We start from the raw sequence: 17,120 nt of genomic DNA on the forward strand, positions 1-17,120 counted from the left end.
CCAACTCAGCAGGTCTAGAACAATCCGCTGATGGTGCCATGCGCGTCCACGTCAATGCCCTCGGCCGCGGGCTTTTTCGGCAGGCCGGGAAGCGTCATGACGTCGCCGGTCAGCGCCACGATGAAGCCCGCGCCGATCCTGGGCAGGAGTTGGCGAACGTGCAGCGTGTGACCGGTGGCGGCGCCCAGCTGGGACGGATCATCGCTGAACGAGTACTGCGTCTTGCTGATCACCACGGGCAGCTGATCCCATCCATTGTCCTGAAGAAACGCAAGATCCTTCATCGCCGCGGAGGAGAATTCCACGTCACGCGCGCCGTAAATGGTGGTTGCGATGGTCCGAATTGATTCTTCGACGCCGAGGCTCGGGTCATACAACTGATGCTGAGAGGACTCGGCTTGCTGTGCCGAGGAGCTTCCAGCGTCCAGTACCTCCAATACCTCGTCAGCAAGCTCGGTGGCGCCGGCGCCACCGTTGGCCCACACCGTTGTCCGAGCGATGCGCACTCCAAACTTTTCAGCCCATTGCTCCACCAGCGTGAGCTCTTCGTCCGTATCGGAGGAAAAGACGTTGAGGGCTACCACGGGCTCTACATTGAACTTGCGGATGTTCTCCACGTGACGCTCCAGGTTTGCCAGACCGTCGCGCAGCGCTGGGAGGTCCTCGGAGGTGAGCTGATCCTTGGGCTTGCCGCCGTTGTACTTCAGGGAGCGGATGGTGGCGACCACCACAGCGGCACCGACGGAGAGGTCTCCAGCGCGGGCCTTGACGTCGAAGAACTTTTCAGCACCCAGATCAGACCCGAATCCGGCCTCGGTCAGCACCACATCAGCCAACTTCAGCGCCGTGGTGGTGGCGATCAAGCTATTGCAGCCGTGGGCGATGTTGGCAAAGGGGCCACCGTGTACCAGGGCCGGGGTGCCGCCGAGGGTCTGGACGAGGTTGGGGTTGATGGCATCCCGCAGGAGGGAAGCCAGAGCACCCTGGGCGTTGAGCTCACCTGCGGTCACGGGCTTGCGGTCATAAGTCTGGCCCACCACGATGCGAGCCAGGCGCTCCTTCAGATCAGCGAGGTCCGTGGCCAGGCACAACACCGCCATAATCTCGCTGGCTGCCGTGATGTCGAAGCCGGCCTCCCGTGGGGTGCCCTGGACGGGCCCACCCAGGCCGGTGACGATGTTGCGCAGAGAACGGTCGTTGACATCCAGGCAGCGGCGCCACGTCACCCGGCGCGGGTCGATGCCCAGGGCATTGCCGTGCTGGATGTGATTGTCCACCAGTGCCGCCAAGGTGTTGGTGGCGCTGGTGATGGCGTGAAGGTCGCCCGTGAAGTGGAGGTTGATGTCTTCCATGGGGACGATCTGTGCGTAACCACCACCGGCGGCTCCGCCCTTGATACCCATGACCGGGCCCAGGGACGGCTCACGGATGGCCACGAAGGTGGAACGACGCGACGCGATGGCGTCGGCCAACCCAATGAGTACGGTGGACTTGCCCTCTCCGGCGGGGGTAGGGCTCATGCCGGTGACCAGAACCAGCTGACCGGTGGCGGACGCATCCTCCGGCAGTGCCGTGACATCAATTTTCGCTTTGGTGGTGCCAAACGGGACAAGCGCCTGTTCAGGGATTCCGCCGCGTTCAGCGATGGTGTGGATGGGCTCTAATGTGTGAGCTTGGGCGATTTCGACATCGGTATTAGACATATATGTGACTGTAATGCCCAGCACGCACGCATGCCGGAAGCTTTTCCTATTTCAACACCCGAATAAGGGTGAATGTGGTACTGCCGGGGTGTTGGCACCACGTATTTCGGGGCAGATGCCGTTACCATGAGGGGGTGCGCTACACGAGGCCCACAGGTCTTATCAGAGGCCACAAGCCTTCAACACTCTGGCGCGACAACCGTAATGAAGCGACAAGCGAGGACAACGATGACCCTAGATGCACACAACCAATCCGATTGGGCAGAGCGCCTTCAGCTGGCGCAACAGATGCTGCCGCTGATCAGCAAGCTCCACAATGAGCACAACGTGGTGGTGTCCGTCTACGGTCGTCTGCTGGTCAACGTCACCGACATCGACATCATCAAGTCCCACCGCTACGCACGCCGCATCGTGGACAAGGAACTGTCCCTCAACTCCACGCTGGAGATCCTGAAGGAACTGGTGAACCTTGACCTCGGCACCGCGTCCATCGACCTGGGGTCCCTGGCTACTCGCTTTGAGAACCAGGGCGAGGGCGCATCCCTACGCGAGTTCCTGGAAAGCGAACTGACCGAAGTCATCGGCGAGAGCGCGAAGACCGAGCCGCGCGACGTAGTGCTCTACGGCTTCGGCCGCATCGGCCGCCTGCTGGCCCGCATTCTGGTGAGCCGCGAGGGCACCTACGGCGGTGCACGGCTGCGCGCCGTCGTCGTACGTTCCAAGGGCAAGGGCGACCTGGAAAAGCGCGCATCGCTGCTCCGTCGCGACTCCGTGCATGGAGCCTTCGACGGCACCATCTCCCTGGACAAGGAAAACAACATCATCTGGGCCAACGGCACCGCCATCCAGGTGATCTACGCCAACGATCCCGCTGAGATTGACTACACCGACTATGGCATCAACAACGCCATCGTGGTGGACAACACCGGCGTGTGGCGCGACCGCGACGGTCTGTCCAAGCACCTGGAGTCCAAGGGTGTGTCCAAGGTTCTGCTCACCGCGCCGGGCAAGGGTGATATCAAGAACATCGTCTACGGCATCAACCACGGCGACATCGATCCATCGGACAACATCCTGTCCGCAGCATCCTGCACCACCAACGGCATCACGCCAGTTCTGAAGGTCATCAACGACCGCTACGGTGTGCAGCACGGTCACGTGGAGACCGTCCACTCCTTCACCAATGACCAGAACCTGATTGACAACTTCCACAAGGGAGAGCGCCGTGGACGCGCCGCTGGCCTCAACATGGTTCTGACCGCCACGGGTGCAGCATCCGCTGTGGCTAAGGCTCTCCCAGAGCTGAAGGGCAAGCTGACCGGTAACGCCATTCGCGTTCCTACCCCAGATGTGTCCATGGCCGTGCTGAACCTGACCCTGGACAAGGCTGTCGAGGTGGACGAGGTCAACGACTTCCTCCGCAAGGTATCCCTGCACACCAACCTGCGTCAGCAGATCGACTTTATTAAGTCCCCAGAGGTTGTTTCCACGGACTTCGTGGGCACCACCCACGCAGGCATCGTGGATGGTCTTGCCACTATCGCCACCGGCAACCACCTGGTGCTGTATGTGTGGTACGACAACGAGTTCGGCTACTCCAACCAGGTTGTCCGCATCGTGGAGGAGATCGCAGGCGTGCGGCCAAAGGTACTGCCGAAGCGTAAGGACGCGTCCGAGCTCTAACAGCACGAGACGTGTTGGCACCGGTTACACTGTGAGTTATGACTGGTGCCACATCGTCCACAGCCTCTGAAGACTCCACAGCCTCCACGGGCCGAGCAGCCTTCGCTGCATCGTTGCCTGAGAGTACAACCGCTGGTGCATACCTTGGTGAGTGCGGGACAGTCCGCTCCACCAATATCGCGCAGGTCCAACCGGATCCTGGGGGCGCGGATCGCGAATCTGGCATCCACAAGGTGCCCGTGGATCACCTGGAGGTATTTGCACCGGGGCCCAATTATGGGGACGGCTCCGGTGTCGTGGGGGATTTTGTTGGGGATTCAGCACACCACGGGGGTGCGGATAAGGCAGTGTATGCCTTTGCTCGCGAGGAATTAGATTTCTGGAGTGGGCAACACTCGGACGCTCTTCCGGAGAACACTGAGCGTTTCCCCGACGGCTATTTTGGCGACAACCTGACCACCGAGGACGTGGATTGGACGCGCGCGGTCATTGGCCAGCAGGTTCGCGTGGGGGAGGCACTGCTCGAGGTATCGGTGCCGCGCCAGCCTTGTCGCACCTTCGGTGGATGGCTCGATATCCGAGGATGGATGAGAATCTTTACGCAGCATGCCGATTGCGGTTGCTACTTCCGAGTGGTGGAGCCGGGTGTGATTCGCCCAGGTGACGCGATTGAGTTCCTGCCAGCACCTGACCATGGCGTGACGATGCAACAGGCTTTCAAAGCCAAGATGGGAGATAAGGAGCTGGCCGCACTTGTCGTGGAGGCACAGTGCCTGCCGCCTCATCATCATGACCAGCTGGTGAAATTGCTCCGTTAGCAGGGAAGAGTGGGGCATCACCGGGGGTAATACGGTGACTTTTCCACAACAAGCCTTTTTCTATTGCTAAGTTAAGTTCCAAGACGTTTTCACGAGAACTTGCACAGAAAAGGAAAGAGGAATGTTGACATCCCGCTCCCGTATTTTCGCTGGTATCTTGGCGGTCAGCACAATGGTCCTGGCCGGCTGTGGAGGCACAGATTCGGCCTCCGGTGATACCTACAAGATCGGTATCAACCAACTGGTTCAGCACCCCGCGCTCGATTCCGCGGTCAAAGGCTTCAAGGAGGCCTTTGACGAGGCCGGAATCACAGCGGAGTTCGACGAGAAGAACGCCAATGGTGAGCAATCCACCGCGCTGACCATCGCCCAGCAGTTCGCGAGCGACAGCAAGGACCTGGTCCTGGCAGTGGCAACCCCTGCCGCGCAGGCCACTGCACAGAACATCACCGATAAGCCCGTGCTATTCACCGCGGTCACGGACGCCGTGTCTGCAGAACTGGTGGACTCCAACGAGAAGCCAGGAGCCAACATCACGGGCACCTCTGACGAAGCTCCCATTGAGGACCAACTGAAGCTCACCAAGGAACTCGTTCCCGATGCGAAGACCGTAGGAATTGTCTACGCCTCAGGCGAGGTGAACTCTCAGATCCAAGTGGATCAGGTGAAGAAGGCCGCCAAGCCGCTGGACTTGGATGTCAAGACCCAGACCGTCAGCTCCGTCAATGAAATCCAGCAGGCCGTGGAGGCGCTGGGTGATGTGGACGCCATCTACGTTCCTACGGACAACATGGTTGTGTCCGGCATTGCGTCCCTGGTGCAAGTTGCTGAACAGAAGAAGATCCCTGTGATCGGTGCTGAGGAAGGAACGGTGAAGGGCGGCGCCGCAGCCACGGTTGGTATCGACTACGAAGAGCTGGGTAAGCAGACCGGAAAGATGGCCATCAAAATCCTGAAGGACGGGGCCGATCCGGCAGACACTCCCGTGGAGACCGCCTCCGAGGTGACCTACTACGTCAACGAAAAGGCAGCGAAGAACTACGGCATCGAGATCCCACAGGCGATTCTGGACAAGGCTGAGCGCGTATGATCGGCGCCCTTGAGGTCGGTCTGATCTATGGCGTCATGGCGCTGGGCGTGTACCTCACGTTCCGTGTCCTCAACTTCCCCGACCTCACGGTCGATGGTTCCTTCACCACCGGCGCCGCAGTGGCGGCTACCGCGATTCTGGCAGGCTGGAATCCTCTTGTGGCCACGCTTGCGGGTTTTGGGGCTGGCTTCGTCGCTGGTCTCGTTACAGGGTTATTGCATACCAAGGGCAAGATTGACGGGCTCCTCGCCGGTATTTTGACCATGATCGCGCTGTGGTCGGTGAACCTGCGCATCATGGATGGTGCCAATGTTCCGCTCTTGCGAGCTCAGACGATGTTTACTCCTTTAAAGGACGCAGGCATCAAGGGCACGCCAGTGAGCATCGCTATTTTTGCCCTGGTGGTTATTCTGTTAGCGCTGGTGGTCTGGTGGTTTTTGAATACGGACCTTGGATTAAGCATCCGCGCAACGGGTGACAACGGTCCGATGATTACTAGCTTTGGTGTGTCCACGGACTTTACGAAAACGCTCACCTTAGGTCTTTCCAATGGGCTAGTGGGCATGTGCGGTGCACTGATTTCCCAGTATCAAGGATTTGCCGATATCTCCATGGGAATTGGCTTGATTTTGGTGGGCCTGGCGTCGGTCATAATGGGACAGGCGATCTTCGGCCAACGGTTCCTCTTGCTCGCTATCGTGGCTGTGATCGTTGGAAGTGTGCTGTACCGCATCATTATTTTCTGCGCCCTGCAGGTTGGCCTGGATCCGAACGATATGAAGGCAATCACCGCCGTGCTGGTGATTGTGGCGCTGGTGGTGCCTCGCTGGCGCGGCGCGCTGAGTGCATTCACGAAGAAAACGGCGAGCGCGAAGGCAGGTGCGTAGGACATGACTTCTATGTTGTCCATCAACTCCATTGCAAAAACCTTTTTCCCAGGAACTGTGAATGAGCGCCGCGCTCTGGCACAGGTAAACCTGAAATTAAAGAAAGGTGATTTCGTCTCTGTCATCGGTTCCAATGGCGCCGGAAAGTCCACTCTGCTGAATGCCATTTCCGGCCGCATGACGGTGGATAGTGGCTCCATTGTGGTGGATGGGAAGAACGTCACGTCCTTAGCCGAGCACAAGAGAGCTGCCTATATTGGCCGCGTGTTCCAGGACCCGCTGGCCGGCACGGCCCCGGACCTCACTATTGAGGAGAATCTGTCCCTGGCCTACCTGCGCGGACAAGGTCGCGGACTGGGGCGTGGCTTATCCTCCAAACGGCGCGCAGTGTTCGTGGAGGAACTCAAGAAACTGGAGCTGGGGCTGGAGGATCGGCTGACGGCGAAGGTAGGCCTGTTGTCCGGTGGTCAGCGCCAGGCGTTGTCCCTGCTGATGGCCGGTTTTACACAACCGAAGATCATGCTGCTTGATGAGCACACCGCCGCACTTGATCCCTCCCGCGCCGCCTTGGTGTCGGATCTGACCCACCGCATCGTAGAAGAAGGCGGGCTGACCACACTGATGGTGACGCACAATATGGAACAGGCGATCCGTCTGGGCAACCGCCTGATCATGATGCATGAAGGCCAGATTGTGTATGAGGCAGATCAGGACACGAAGAAGAAACTGACAGTGCGTGACCTGTTGGGCGAGTTTGCCAACATCAAGGGTGCCACGCTGTCCGATAAGGCGTTCCTGGGCTAACGCTCGTGTGATTTTTCGTTAGGGTGGGGTAGAAGAACGTTCATAGAGTAAACGCACTACCTCTTGATTTGAAGGAGCTTCACCCCATGACTAACTCCACCACTTTTCGTACACTGCCCAAGGATCTCCAGACTGGTCTGTGGCTAGACGGCGCTAATGTGCCAGCCCAGGATGGTGGCACGTTTGACGTGATCAACCCTGCCACGGAGGAAGTTCTGACGTCCGTGGCGGATGCCCAGTCTGCTGATTGGATGAAGGCGTTGGACCTCGCGGATCAGGCCTTTGCTGACTTTGCTGCGATGAGCCCACGGCAGCGTTCGGCGATTCTGTATGACATCTTTGAGGCCGTCAAGGAGCGCGAAGATGATTTCGCGCGCGTGATGACGTTGGAGATGGGTAAGCCGTTGGCCGAGGCCCGCGGCGAGGTGGCCTATGGCGCGTCCTATTTCCAGTGGTTTGCGGAAGAAGCCGTCCGCGCGGGAGGTCGAACTGCCCAGAGCCCCGCAGGTCAGGGCTCTATTGTGACCGTCCGTAAGCCCGTGGGTCCGGTGCTGGCCATTACCCCGTGGAACTTCCCGTTGGCGATGGCGGCGCGCAAGATTGCTCCTGCACTGGCCGTGGGGTGCCCGGTGATTGTGAAGCCGGCTGGGCAGACTCCGTTGACCATGCTGCTGCTGGGTTCTGTCATGGCGGAGGTGCTTGAGCGGCATGATGCGCCGGCGTCGGCTGTGGCGATTATCACGAGCTCCAGTTCGAAGGACTTGTCCAGCGAGTTGATGGCGGATCCTCGGTTGAAGAAGGTCACCTTTACTGGTTCTACGGGGGTGGGCCAGGTGCTGGTGAAGCAGTCCGCGGAGCACCTGCAGCGCACCTCGATGGAGCTGGGTGGCAATGCGCCCTTCGTGGTTGCGGAGGATGCGGACCTGGATCTGACGATCGAGGCTGCGGTGGCTGCGAAGATGCGCAACGGTGGCGAGGCGTGTATCTCCGCGAATCGTTTCCTCGTGGCGGAATCCATCGCGCAGGAGTTCACCGAGCGTTTGGTGGCGAAGATGCGCGAGTTCGTCCTGGGGGACGGACTGGACGAGGGAGTGACGTTGGGGCCGTTGATCAATGCTGAGCAACGCGATGGTGTTGCCGAATTAGTCGACGACGCCCGGCGCGCTGGAGCCTCGGTCCTCGTCGGAGGTGAGGTTCCGGATCGTTCAGGTTATTTCTATCCCGCCACGGTGGTGGTTGATGTTCCGAAGGGAACCCGCATCCTTGAGGAGGAGATTTTCGGGCCCGTGGCCACGGTGGTCACCTTCAAGGATCTGGATGAGGGCATTGCCATGGCGAACGATACACCGTTCGGCCTGGCTGCCTATGGCTTCACCACGAATATGGCGACCGCGCAGCGCTTTGCAGAAGAGTTGCAGGCCGGCATGGTGGGAGTGAACCGCGCCGGGATTTCGGATGCCGCCGCCCCATTCGGTGGTATTGGACTGTCCGGATTTGGTCGCGAAGGTGGCCTGGAGGGCTTGGACGAATACACATACATTAAGTATGTGGCTTTCCCGGCATAAATTGTCCTGCGGAGATCAATAATAGGTTTTTCTGACGAAAACTTCGTAAGCTGCTAGACTGGAGCGCACCCATATCAACGCAGGAGGATTCTCATGACCAATCCATACGCTGGTAATAGCTTTGATGACAACGATGCCAACAGCAACGCTCACGATGTGAACAGCGATGCTCACGATGTCAACAGCAGCGATGCTGACAGTCAGAACACCTTTGGCCAGTTCCCCAACGGTGACAATGCCCAAGAATTTGCAGATCTCGGGGGAGCGGCTCGCCCGAACACCTACTTGGTTTGGACGATTCTTGCCACTGTGGCGTGCTGCTTGCCGGTGGGTGCCGTAGGCATTTACTTCTCCACTCAGGTGGATAGCCGGTGGCATAAGGGCGACTTGCAGGGTGCTGAGGACGCTTCCGCGAAGGCAAAGAAGTTTGCGATCGCATCTGCTGTCCTCTCTGTGATCTTCTTTGCGCTGTACATGGTGCTCCTGTCCACGGGCGTTATTAGCTCTGACGACCTGAGCTAGTAGTTGAGGTTTTCGCAACACGGTGACGAACGTTCGGAATAAAGCACTCCCGCTTGCTGTGGGAGTGCTTTCCCTGTGTGCCTGTGTGGCGATCGCTGCAGCGGATCCAGAAACCCCGGGCGGTGTGATTCCGACGTGTCCTACGAAGGCACTGTTCGGTATCAACTGCCCGGGGTGTGGCTCGATGCGCGCAGTTCAATGCCTTGTTCAAGGGCGTGTAGCGGATGCTGCACACTACAATGCGCTGCTGTTGGTTTTCTTGCCCTTCTTAGTGTGGGCGTGGATAGCGTGGGCTGCAAAAGGCTGGGGGATTCGGCTACCCCGGTGGCAAGACATCCGCTATGCGCCGATCGCGGTGGGAAGTCTTTTTGCGCTGTGGTTTATTGCGCGACTGCTACCGTGGGAGCCTTTCCTCAGCCTTCGCGTATGAGTTAGCCCTGCTGAGGCGGCTGCTGGTTGTCGTCTTGCTCCCAGTTGTGCTGAGGTTGGGTCTGCTGCGGATCTTGGTTCCAGCTTTGCTGAGGTGGCTGCTGGTTGCCCTGATCCCAGCTCTGCTGGGGCTGGGCCTGCTGTGGGCCTTGGTTCCAGTTTTGCTGGGGCTGGGCCTGCTGCGGGCCCTGGCCCCAGTTTTGCTGAGGCTGCGCCTGCTGTGGGCCTTGGTTCCAGTTCTGTTGAGGCTGATGCTGTCCCTGGTAGCCGCCGTTTCCTACAGCTCCGGGGTTGAACTGCTGGCCTGCGGTAGGGCCATTCTGAAGGTAACCCATCTGGTTCTGGAAACCCTGAGAGTTCGACGCGTAGGCGTCGTTCCAAGAGGTTCCGGCACTCGACGCAGTGTACACGTATTCGTTCAGATGGTTCTTAAACTCGTTCAGCTTCGACTGCTCCAGGCAGGACACGAGGACTTCGTTCACGGCACCACCGTTGTTGGTGACCCCGAGGGCGCCACGAATGGCGTTGGCAGCAATGGCGAGGAGCATGATCGCCAGGAGAATCAGGAAGAATCCCGCTGCGCCATTGCTTCCCATAGCAAGGAATCCGAAGACCAGCAGCATGAGGCCGAGCAGCAGGAAGGTGATAAAACGTCCCGCCTGAACCTTGATGGATGCGTTGACGCCCGCAACGGAGCCGACGGGCATGCTGTTTTCCTGGTATCCCAAGGGGATGATGCCCAGAATCGTGTTGGGTGCCTTGACCGCGATCCTGCGGTTGGTGACGACGATGTTGGTCTTCAACCAAAACAGCACGAGGTTGGGGCTGAATTGCTGAGAGAATACGCCCTTTTCTCCTGGGGTGAGGAGGATGTCTGCATTGGACATGCTGTCGAAATTCCTTTCATGTGGCTGTAAGTCCACGTAGGTGGGGTGAGCAGGATGCGTGCACTTTTGTTGCAGTAACAGTGCAAGAGTCCGATTCAACGCGTCAGTGGGATGTTAGCATTAACCTCATAAGTTTCTCTGAGGTTTATCAGTCTATTCTCATGTAGTACCCCTGTCTACCCCCCCCCGAAACGCGCTGCGAGCAGCGTAAACAAGACTCCTTACCTAAGGTGCTCTATTTTCGCCGGGGATGTTAGGGGATCCATCATGTGTATTTCTTAAACTTTTCCACGCCTTTTGGGGTGACTGAGTGTTCGGCCTTCGGCGTGAAACTATACGACACGAGCCTCAGCGTGCGCGATATGATCGTCCTCATGACAGGGCAACAACAGCAACAGCAGTCGTCACGTCTCAACGATCCGGGAGTGACACGCCTTCGGTCATTCGGAGATTCCATCTTTGGGTCGATGAGTGCACGGGCAATGGAGCTGGGGGCCATTAATCTCGGTCAGGGATTCCCTGATAGCGATGGGCCGGCGTCGATGTTGGAACGGGCACAGGAAGAAATGGCCAGCGGAAACAATCAATACGCACCGGTGCAGGGATTGCCCGAGCTGCGCGAGGCTGTGGCCCGGCACCAGGGCCGATACGGGTTGCACGTCGATCCCGACACAGAGGTCCTCGTGACGGTGGGGGCGACAGAGGCGATCACCGCCACGATTCTCGGCCTTGTTGAACCAGGTCAAGAAGTTATTGTGCTGGAACCCTATTTCGATTCGTATGTCGCGGCCATTGCCCTGGCGGGTGCGCAGCGGGTTGCGGTTCCGCTTCGTGAGGTGCAGTGCGGCGATGGCAGAGCGTGGGATGTGGATCTGGAGGCGCTACGCGCCGCTGTGACAGAGAAGACCGCGATGATTGTGGTGAATTCGCCCCATAATCCCACGGGATCGGTGCTGAGTCGCGAGGGGCTGGAAGGAATCGCGGAGCTGGCCCGCGACAGGGATCTGTTTGTGTTGTCGGACGAGGTTTATGAGCATCTCGTGTTCAGCGGGCATGAGCATGTGTGCTGTGCCAGCTTGCCGGGCATGTGGGAGCGCACCATCACAGTCTCGAGTGCTGCCAAGAGTTTTAATGCCACGGGATGGAAGACCGGGTGGGCCGTAGCCCCTGAGAATCTGTTGCGTCATGTGCTGAAGGCTAAGCAGTTTCTCACTTATGTGGGCGTGACTCCCGTGCAACCGGCAGTGGCGCAGGCGCTGGACACAGAATTGTCGTGGGTGGAGGATATGTCCGCACGCTTGGAGGAGAAAGTTCGTAAGGTAGCCACAGCCTTGGAGGAGTGTGGCCTGGACGCATATGTGTCGCACGGAACCTATTACGTCATCGCCAGGATCCCAGAGCGTTTTAAGGACGATGTTGAGTTCTGCCGTTTCCTCGTTGAAGAGGTGGGAGTAGCGGCAATTCCGGTGTCCGCATTTTCCGATCACACGGAGCAGTGGAAACGTTTCGTTCGCTTCGCATGCTGCAAACGTGACGAGGTTTTGGACCAGGCGATTGAGCGATTGAAGGGTGCTATGTAGCGCTATGCAGCGACATTTCTTCTTGATGGCTTCTGCTAGGCGTGAGGAGCCGGGCTATCGGGATGATTCTGCAAGGCAGTCGTAGAGGAACTCCATGAGTTCAGTGGCATCGTCTGTGGAAAAGAGTTGGTCAAGGGCCAGGTTAAATTCCAGGCGGCGGGCGTTGGGAATATTCAGCGCGCTATATCCCGCCGTCATCAACATTCCGGATGCTATGAGCCGGGCTGTGCGCTTGTTTCCATCAAAATAAAACTGTGTTCGCGTGGCGGAACAGAAATAGGCGAGTGCGCGCTCCACGGGATCGTCGAGAAGATTGAGCGACTCCACGAGATCCGAGAAGGCCTCATGTAATCCCTCGGCGGGATCAAAATCAACGAAGCCACCGTTCATGAGCCTTACCCCGCCACCATCGCCCGCGACGGCGCCGTCGCCGCGAAACATGCCTGCGTCTAATGCTTCATTGCGTGCGACGGCTGTGTGAATGCGATGACTGACGTGGGACGTGACCGAGAATTCCCCTGTTGACACTAGAGTGTGGAGTTCTCCGAACGCTTCCGAGAGGTCCAAGATTTGTTGCTGCTCCTCCGGGGATTTACTGTGTACAGCCTGACCCGTGAGTAGCGCTTGTACATCCGTCAACGTGCATGAATTGTCTTCTAATGCCGCAGCGTTCCAGACAAGATCAGTCTTTCGTTCGAGGAGGCATTCTAACGAATTCTCTGTCCCTACTGGGTCTACGGGCGGGCGTTCTTGTGCGCGCCACGTGACGCGACTGGTGTGTTTAAACAACGACATATTTTGTGACCTAGGGGAGCGATTTTCTAGGACGTGTTCTTGCGTCCGATGCGGCAAAAGCCGGGCATAGCTTTCGCTATGTCCCGGCTAAAAAATTGGTCGGACTGACAGGATTTGAACCTGCGACCCCCACACCCCCAGTGTGGTGCGCTACCAAACTGCGCCACAGCCCGATTCTGACCGCATGGCCAGAGTCCCTATTATGCTACACACAGTGGCATGTAAGAAAATCGCCACGTCAGGACGTTTTTTCGGTAGTTGTTACTGAAGCAGTAGCCGTTACTGCGGCTGGACCGGCTCCTCCGTGATCACGATGCCATCGGAATCGCAGTAGACGTAGTGGCCAGGAACGAAGTCCACGCCGCCAAAGGACACCACAACATCACGCTCACCAGCGCCCGTCTTCGTGGATTTACGAGGGTTCGTGCCCAAGGCCTTGCAGCCAAACTCCATGCCACCAATCACCTTGGAGTCGCGGATCGGGCCGTTGATAATTACGCCATTCCAGCCGTGATCCTTGCCCAGCCCCGCAATGATGTCGCCCACCAGTGCCGTGTGCATCGACGCCTCACCGTCCACCACCAGCACACCGCCGGGATTGTCCTCACCCAGCACGGACTTCAGCAGCGCATTGTCCTGGAAGCACTTCACTGTGGTGATCTTGCCTGCAAATTCAATGTTTCCGCCGAGATCCCGGAACTGGGTATCGCAGGAGCGTACGTCCTCGCCGATAATGTCCACAAGGTCAGCGGTAGGGATGAAAGTCAACTCACTCATGGTCTTCAACCATACGCGCCACTGCCGCCCTGAGTGCCTTCATTCACCCCACGAGCGCCTTCATTCACCCCACACGGGTACCCCGGACGACTCACCACACGCATTCACCCCAGATACGCCTGCGCCCACAACGCGATCAGCTCACCCACACGCTGACCACTGCCAGGCTTCTTCAGCAGATGATCCGCCTCTGGAATAGAAATCAAAGACTTCGGCTGGCCTGCCGCCGCATACAGCTTCTCCGCATGCTCGTAGGGAACCAAGTCATCGGACGGCGGATGAATAAACAACGTCGCAATCCCCTGGGCGCTGGGCTGGGCCGCATCGGCGGCGGCGTCGAATGTTGATAGATCATCCAGGAGTGGACGCCCGAGCTTCACGCCACGGCCGGGGATCTCGACGGCGTGGATCGAACGATCTTCCCGCAAGCGTTGCTCCAGCTTCGGCATGGTGCTGGTGACATGTGAAGGATTAAACGGTGCGCCCACCGTCGCCACCGCACGGACATTCGCCACCCGCGGCGCTGCCCGCAACACCGCAGCCCCACCCAGCGAGTGCCCAACCAGGATCCTGCCCGGATTGTCCTCGCGCGTGGAGGAATGCTCATCGAGCCATTCCGCGGCGCGACACACGTCGTCGATCTGGCGAGTCAGCGTGGAATCCTCCATCCGCCCATCGGAATCGCCCAACCCCTCCATGTCGATCCTCAAAGACAGGAAACCCAACCTCGCCAACGTCTTGGAGATCTTCGACGTGCCCACGGCCCGGCGGTTACAGGTGAAGCAATGCACCACCACCGCAGTCGGGAGATTGGCATGCGGCAGCTTCGCCACGGACCCGATATGCGCAGGAAAGTCCAGCGTCCCGGCGATGTTCCGGCCGTCGCGGGCGGTGATGGACACCGTGACGCTGCGCGCAGGGGCTAAACGACGCGGCGCGACTGCATCAGGAACAGCCCCAGTAGCGGAGCCAGCACTGGAGCCAGCAACGGGGTCAGAAACGGGGTTAGAAAAAGCATCACCGGAAGAAAAGCTCATAAAGATACTTATACCCGCGCGAGGGGATAGGTAGACTCAAGAATCTACAGGCAACACGCACGTACACCAACGCACACAAGCAAAGGATGACCGTCAATGGCGATGGACTGGTTCTGGAAAGCAATGGGAACCTCACCCAAGAAGAATCAGAAAAAGAGCAGGGCGGTTGTGGCGCAGGCCAGCGCCGAGCGCTTTGCTGGCGTTGATGATGATGCGCTCCGAGCTGCCGCCCGCGAGGCCGTGCGTACGAGCAATGGCCAGCCGGATTACCCGGCCTTGCTCGCCGCCCTGCGCGAAGCCGTCAACCGCACCCTGGACGTGCAGCCCTTCGATGTGCAGATGGAGGGCACACACCGACTGCTTCACGGCGACATCGTGGAAATGGCTACGGGCGAAGGCAAGACTCTCACGGGCGCGATGGCCACTGTGGGCTACGCCTTGCGCGGCCAGCGCGTCCACGTGATCACCGTTAACAGCTACCTCGCCGGGCGCGATGATGCGTGGATGGGCCCCTTGTTCGACTTCTTCGGACTCAGCCACGGAGCCATCCACGAGGATCTCGACGCCGACCAGCGCCGTGACATCTACCGCAGGGATGTCATCTTCGGCGCCATCAACGAAATTGGGTTCGACGTCCTGCGCGACCAACTCATTACCCGCCGCGAAGACCAGGTGCGCACCCCCGCCGACGTGGCCGTGATCGACGAGGCGGACTCCGTGATGGTGGATGAAGCCCTGGTGCCGTTGGTGCTTGCCGGATCTGAGCCAAGCCCGGCGCCTACCAGCGAGATCACCCGCATGGTGAAAACCATGGAGGAGGACGAGCATTTCCAGATCTCTGCGGATCACCGAAATATCTACCTGACCGATACCGGCGCCAGCTACGCAGAAAAATACCTGGGCGTGGAATCGCTCTATGGGTCCGAGGAACACGGGGGAGGGGACCTGCTGGTCCAGATCAACGTTGCACTGCACGCCGAGCATCTTCTGGCTCGCGATGTGCACTACATTGTGCGCGACGGCAAGGTGGCCCTGATCGACGGGTCTCGTGGACGCGTGGCAGAGCTGCAGCGATGGCCGGATGGACTCCAGGCAGCGGTGGAAGCGAAAGAGGGCTTGGATGTCACCGACGGCGGGCGCATCCTGGACCAGATCACCATTCAGGCTCTGGTGGGGATGTACCCACACAAGTGCGGCATGACCGGAACGGCGATTGCCGCCAGCGACCAGTTCCGGCAATTCTATGACCTTAAGGTCTCCGCCATCGACCCGAATGTCCCCACCCAACGCTTCGACGAAGCCGACCGGATCTATGCCACCCTGGAGGAACGCGACCAGGCTGTGATCCGACACATCATCGAGGTGCAAAAGACCGGCCAGCCTCAACTGATCGGAACCCAGGACGTCGCGGAGTCCGAACGACTTGCCGACGCCCTGGTGCTCGAAGGTGTGGAGTCCAACGTCCTCAACGCCAAAAATCACGAGGCTGAGGCGGCCATCATCGCCGAAGCCGGCCGCCCCGGACGCGTCACTGTGTCCACCCAGATGGCCGGACGTGGAACCGACATCAAACTGGGTGGTATGAACGAGGAGGAGCGCAGCGTAGTTGTCGACGCCGGCGGTCTCCACGTTGTCGGCGTGGGCCGCTTCCGCTCCACACGCCTGGACAACCAACTCCGCGGACGCGCAGGACGCCAAGGCGATCCAGGATCCAGCGTGTTCTTCTTGTCCTTGGAAGACGACATGATTGCCGCCGGCGGCAGCGACCAAGAACTTCACGCCACCCCGGACGAGGACGGCTTGCTGGCCCAGAAGCGCGTGTTGCAATTCGTGGACCACTGCCAGCGCGTCACCGAGGGGCAACTGCTGGATATTCATGCCACGACCTGGAAGTACAACAAGCTGATTAAAGACCAGCGGGACATTATCGCCGCGCGCCGGGATGATCTGTTGGATACGGATGCGGCGTGGAAGCACCTCTCCCGTGTACACGGGAACAAGGCTGACGAACTGGCTGAGCGCGTAGATCAGGAAGTCCTGGAGCAAGCTGCACGAGAAATCATGCTGTACCACCTGGACTTTGAGTGGAGCGAGCATCTGGCGTACCTGGATGACATCCGTGAATCCATCCACTTGCGCGCCATCGCCCGTGAATCGCCCATCGATGAGTTCCACCGGATGTCCATTGCCGCATTTGCTGATCTGGCAGAACGTGCGGTAGCGCGAGCAGAGGAGACCTTTGCTGAGGTGCACATCGACGCCGATGGCGCTCACCTGGAGAATCTGGGACTGCAGAAACCGAGCGCTACCTGGACATATATGGTCAACGATAATCCGCTATCCGCGGACGGACGATCGGTCCGAAACTCAATTGCTAGAATGTTTAAATAACTTTTTGAACAAGATTTCCCGCTATCCGCCTTCCGGCTCCCCAGCTAGGGCGGAGGGGTAGTATGGTGGACAACGTCCATCTAATGACCCCCTGAACAACTGATGGTTGATTCAGTGCGGTGGCTTCGGCGTCAGCCGAATAATGAGAGGAA

The 17,120-nt window shown here is 59.0% G+C and carries 15 protein-coding genes and 1 tRNA gene; 10 read left to right on the top strand and 6 right to left on the bottom strand.

Annotated elements, in window-relative coordinates:
- Window positions 1-14 precede the first annotated feature (14 nt).
- Entirely contained in the window at window positions 15-1,703 is a 1,689-nt protein-coding gene (locus tag GC425_RS00100; protein ID WP_151844214.1) for a formate--tetrahydrofolate ligase, read from the bottom strand.
- Window positions 1,704-1,931: 228 nt separating this feature from the next.
- On the opposite strand from GC425_RS00100, the gene GC425_RS00105 reads away from it, so the two are divergent.
- The 8 genes from GC425_RS00105 (at window position 1,932) to GC425_RS00140 (ending at window position 9,502) form a co-directional block, all read left to right on the top strand.
- Window positions 1,932-3,386: a glyceraldehyde-3-phosphate dehydrogenase gene (locus GC425_RS00105; protein WP_151841450.1), complete on the top strand. Its 1,455-nt coding sequence runs from the start codon at window positions 1,932-1,934 to the stop codon at window positions 3,384-3,386.
- A 38-nt stretch (window positions 3,387-3,424) separates the two neighbouring features.
- Window positions 3,425-4,204: an MOSC domain-containing protein gene (locus GC425_RS00110; RefSeq protein ID WP_151844213.1), complete on the top strand. Its 780-nt coding sequence runs from the start codon at window positions 3,425-3,427 to the stop codon at window positions 4,202-4,204.
- A 121-nt stretch (window positions 4,205-4,325) separates the two neighbouring features.
- Window positions 4,326-5,294, top strand: coding sequence for an ABC transporter substrate-binding protein (locus tag GC425_RS00115; RefSeq protein ID WP_151844212.1), 969 nt, complete (start codon window positions 4,326-4,328; stop codon window positions 5,292-5,294).
- Complete coding sequence (locus tag GC425_RS00120) at window positions 5,291-6,181, top strand: ABC transporter permease (protein WP_151844211.1); 891 nt, start codon at window positions 5,291-5,293, stop codon at window positions 6,179-6,181. Before GC425_RS00115 ends, GC425_RS00120 begins: the two co-directional genes overlap by 4 nt.
- Before the next feature lie 12 nt (window positions 6,182-6,193).
- Complete coding sequence (locus GC425_RS00125) at window positions 6,194-6,985, top strand: ABC transporter ATP-binding protein (protein ID WP_151844311.1); 792 nt, start codon at window positions 6,194-6,196, stop codon at window positions 6,983-6,985.
- A gap of 86 nt (window positions 6,986-7,071) precedes the next feature.
- Window positions 7,072-8,550 carry an NAD-dependent succinate-semialdehyde dehydrogenase gene (locus GC425_RS00130; RefSeq protein ID WP_151844210.1) on the top strand — a complete coding sequence of 493 codons (1,479 nt, stop codon included), beginning with the start codon at window positions 7,072-7,074 and terminating at the stop codon, window positions 8,548-8,550.
- A gap of 93 nt (window positions 8,551-8,643) precedes the next feature.
- A complete protein-coding gene (locus GC425_RS00135) occupies window positions 8,644-9,072 on the top strand; it encodes a CD225/dispanin family protein (protein ID WP_151844209.1) in 429 nt (142 codons plus the stop codon).
- A gap of 124 nt (window positions 9,073-9,196) precedes the next feature.
- A complete protein-coding gene (locus GC425_RS00140) occupies window positions 9,197-9,502 on the top strand; it encodes a DUF2752 domain-containing protein (protein ID WP_374707631.1) in 306 nt (101 codons plus the stop codon).
- 1 nt (window position 9,503) lies between these two features.
- Here the strand turns inward: GC425_RS00140 and GC425_RS00145 are convergent, their stop codons facing one another.
- The gene (locus tag GC425_RS00145) at window positions 9,504-10,388 is read right to left on the bottom strand and encodes a hypothetical protein (RefSeq protein WP_192930380.1); all 885 of its coding nucleotides are present in this window, start codon (window positions 10,386-10,388) and stop codon (window positions 9,504-9,506) included.
- Window positions 10,389-10,762: 374 nt separating this feature from the next.
- On the opposite strand from GC425_RS00145, the gene GC425_RS00150 reads away from it, so the two are divergent.
- Window positions 10,763-11,968, top strand: coding sequence for a pyridoxal phosphate-dependent aminotransferase (locus GC425_RS00150; RefSeq protein ID WP_151844207.1), 1,206 nt, complete (start codon window positions 10,763-10,765; stop codon window positions 11,966-11,968).
- 54 nt (window positions 11,969-12,022) lie between these two features.
- On the opposite strand, the gene GC425_RS00155 is transcribed toward GC425_RS00150, so the two are convergent.
- The 4 genes from GC425_RS00155 to GC425_RS00170 form a co-directional block, all read right to left on the bottom strand.
- Window positions 12,023-12,535 (bottom strand): Fic family protein, encoded by a 513-nt coding sequence (locus tag GC425_RS00155; protein ID WP_231699712.1) that lies wholly within the window; start codon window positions 12,533-12,535, stop codon window positions 12,023-12,025.
- Window positions 12,536-12,859: 324 nt separating this feature from the next.
- Window positions 12,860-12,936: transfer RNA gene (locus GC425_RS00160), tRNA-Pro, on the bottom strand.
- A gap of 106 nt (window positions 12,937-13,042) precedes the next feature.
- Window positions 13,043-13,540 carry a ribonuclease E activity regulator RraA gene (gene rraA / locus GC425_RS00165; protein WP_151843474.1) on the bottom strand — a complete coding sequence of 166 codons (498 nt, stop codon included), beginning with the start codon at window positions 13,538-13,540 and terminating at the stop codon, window positions 13,043-13,045.
- A 104-nt stretch (window positions 13,541-13,644) separates the two neighbouring features.
- A complete protein-coding gene (locus GC425_RS00170; RefSeq protein ID WP_151844205.1) occupies window positions 13,645-14,577 on the bottom strand; it encodes an alpha/beta hydrolase in 933 nt (310 codons plus the stop codon).
- Between the two features lie 96 nt (window positions 14,578-14,673).
- Between GC425_RS00170 and secA2 the strand changes: the two genes are divergently transcribed.
- Complete coding sequence (gene secA2, locus GC425_RS00175) at window positions 14,674-16,968, top strand: accessory Sec system translocase SecA2 (RefSeq protein ID WP_151844204.1); 2,295 nt, start codon at window positions 14,674-14,676, stop codon at window positions 16,966-16,968.
- The last annotated feature ends 152 nt before the right edge of the window (window positions 16,969-17,120 follow it).

This window comes from Corynebacterium sp. zg254 (assembly GCF_024701495.1).
In the GTDB taxonomy this organism is placed as follows: domain Bacteria; phylum Actinomycetota; class Actinomycetes; order Mycobacteriales; family Mycobacteriaceae; genus Corynebacterium; species Corynebacterium zhongnanshanii.

What these genes read in the sequence shown, in the direction of transcription:
- GC425_RS00100 (WP_151844214.1), bottom strand. Translation starts at nt 1,703, where the DNA reads ATGTCTAATACCGATGTCGAAATCGCCCAAGCTCACACATTAGAGCCC.
- GC425_RS00105 (WP_151841450.1), top strand. Translation starts at nt 1,932, where the DNA reads ATGACCCTAGATGCACACAACCAATCCGATTGGGCAGAGCGCCTTCAG.
- GC425_RS00110 (WP_151844213.1), top strand. Translation starts at nt 3,425, where the DNA reads ATGACTGGTGCCACATCGTCCACAGCCTCTGAAGACTCCACAGCCTCC.
- GC425_RS00115 (WP_151844212.1), top strand. Translation starts at nt 4,326, where the DNA reads ATGTTGACATCCCGCTCCCGTATTTTCGCTGGTATCTTGGCGGTCAGC.
- GC425_RS00120 (WP_151844211.1), top strand. Translation starts at nt 5,291, where the DNA reads ATGATCGGCGCCCTTGAGGTCGGTCTGATCTATGGCGTCATGGCGCTG.
- GC425_RS00125 (WP_151844311.1), top strand. Translation starts at nt 6,194, where the DNA reads ATGTTGTCCATCAACTCCATTGCAAAAACCTTTTTCCCAGGAACTGTG.
- GC425_RS00130 (WP_151844210.1), top strand. Translation starts at nt 7,072, where the DNA reads ATGACTAACTCCACCACTTTTCGTACACTGCCCAAGGATCTCCAGACT.
- GC425_RS00135 (WP_151844209.1), top strand. Translation starts at nt 8,644, where the DNA reads ATGACCAATCCATACGCTGGTAATAGCTTTGATGACAACGATGCCAAC.
- GC425_RS00145 (WP_192930380.1), bottom strand. Translation starts at nt 10,388, where the DNA reads ATGTCCAATGCAGACATCCTCCTCACCCCAGGAGAAAAGGGCGTATTC.
- GC425_RS00150 (WP_151844207.1), top strand. Translation starts at nt 10,763, where the DNA reads ATGACAGGGCAACAACAGCAACAGCAGTCGTCACGTCTCAACGATCCG.
- rraA (WP_151843474.1), bottom strand. Translation starts at nt 13,540, where the DNA reads ATGAGTGAGTTGACTTTCATCCCTACCGCTGACCTTGTGGACATTATC.
- GC425_RS00170 (WP_151844205.1), bottom strand. Translation starts at nt 14,577, where the DNA reads ATGAGCTTTTCTTCCGGTGATGCTTTTTCTAACCCCGTTTCTGACCCC.
- secA2 (WP_151844204.1), top strand. Translation starts at nt 14,674, where the DNA reads ATGGCGATGGACTGGTTCTGGAAAGCAATGGGAACCTCACCCAAGAAG.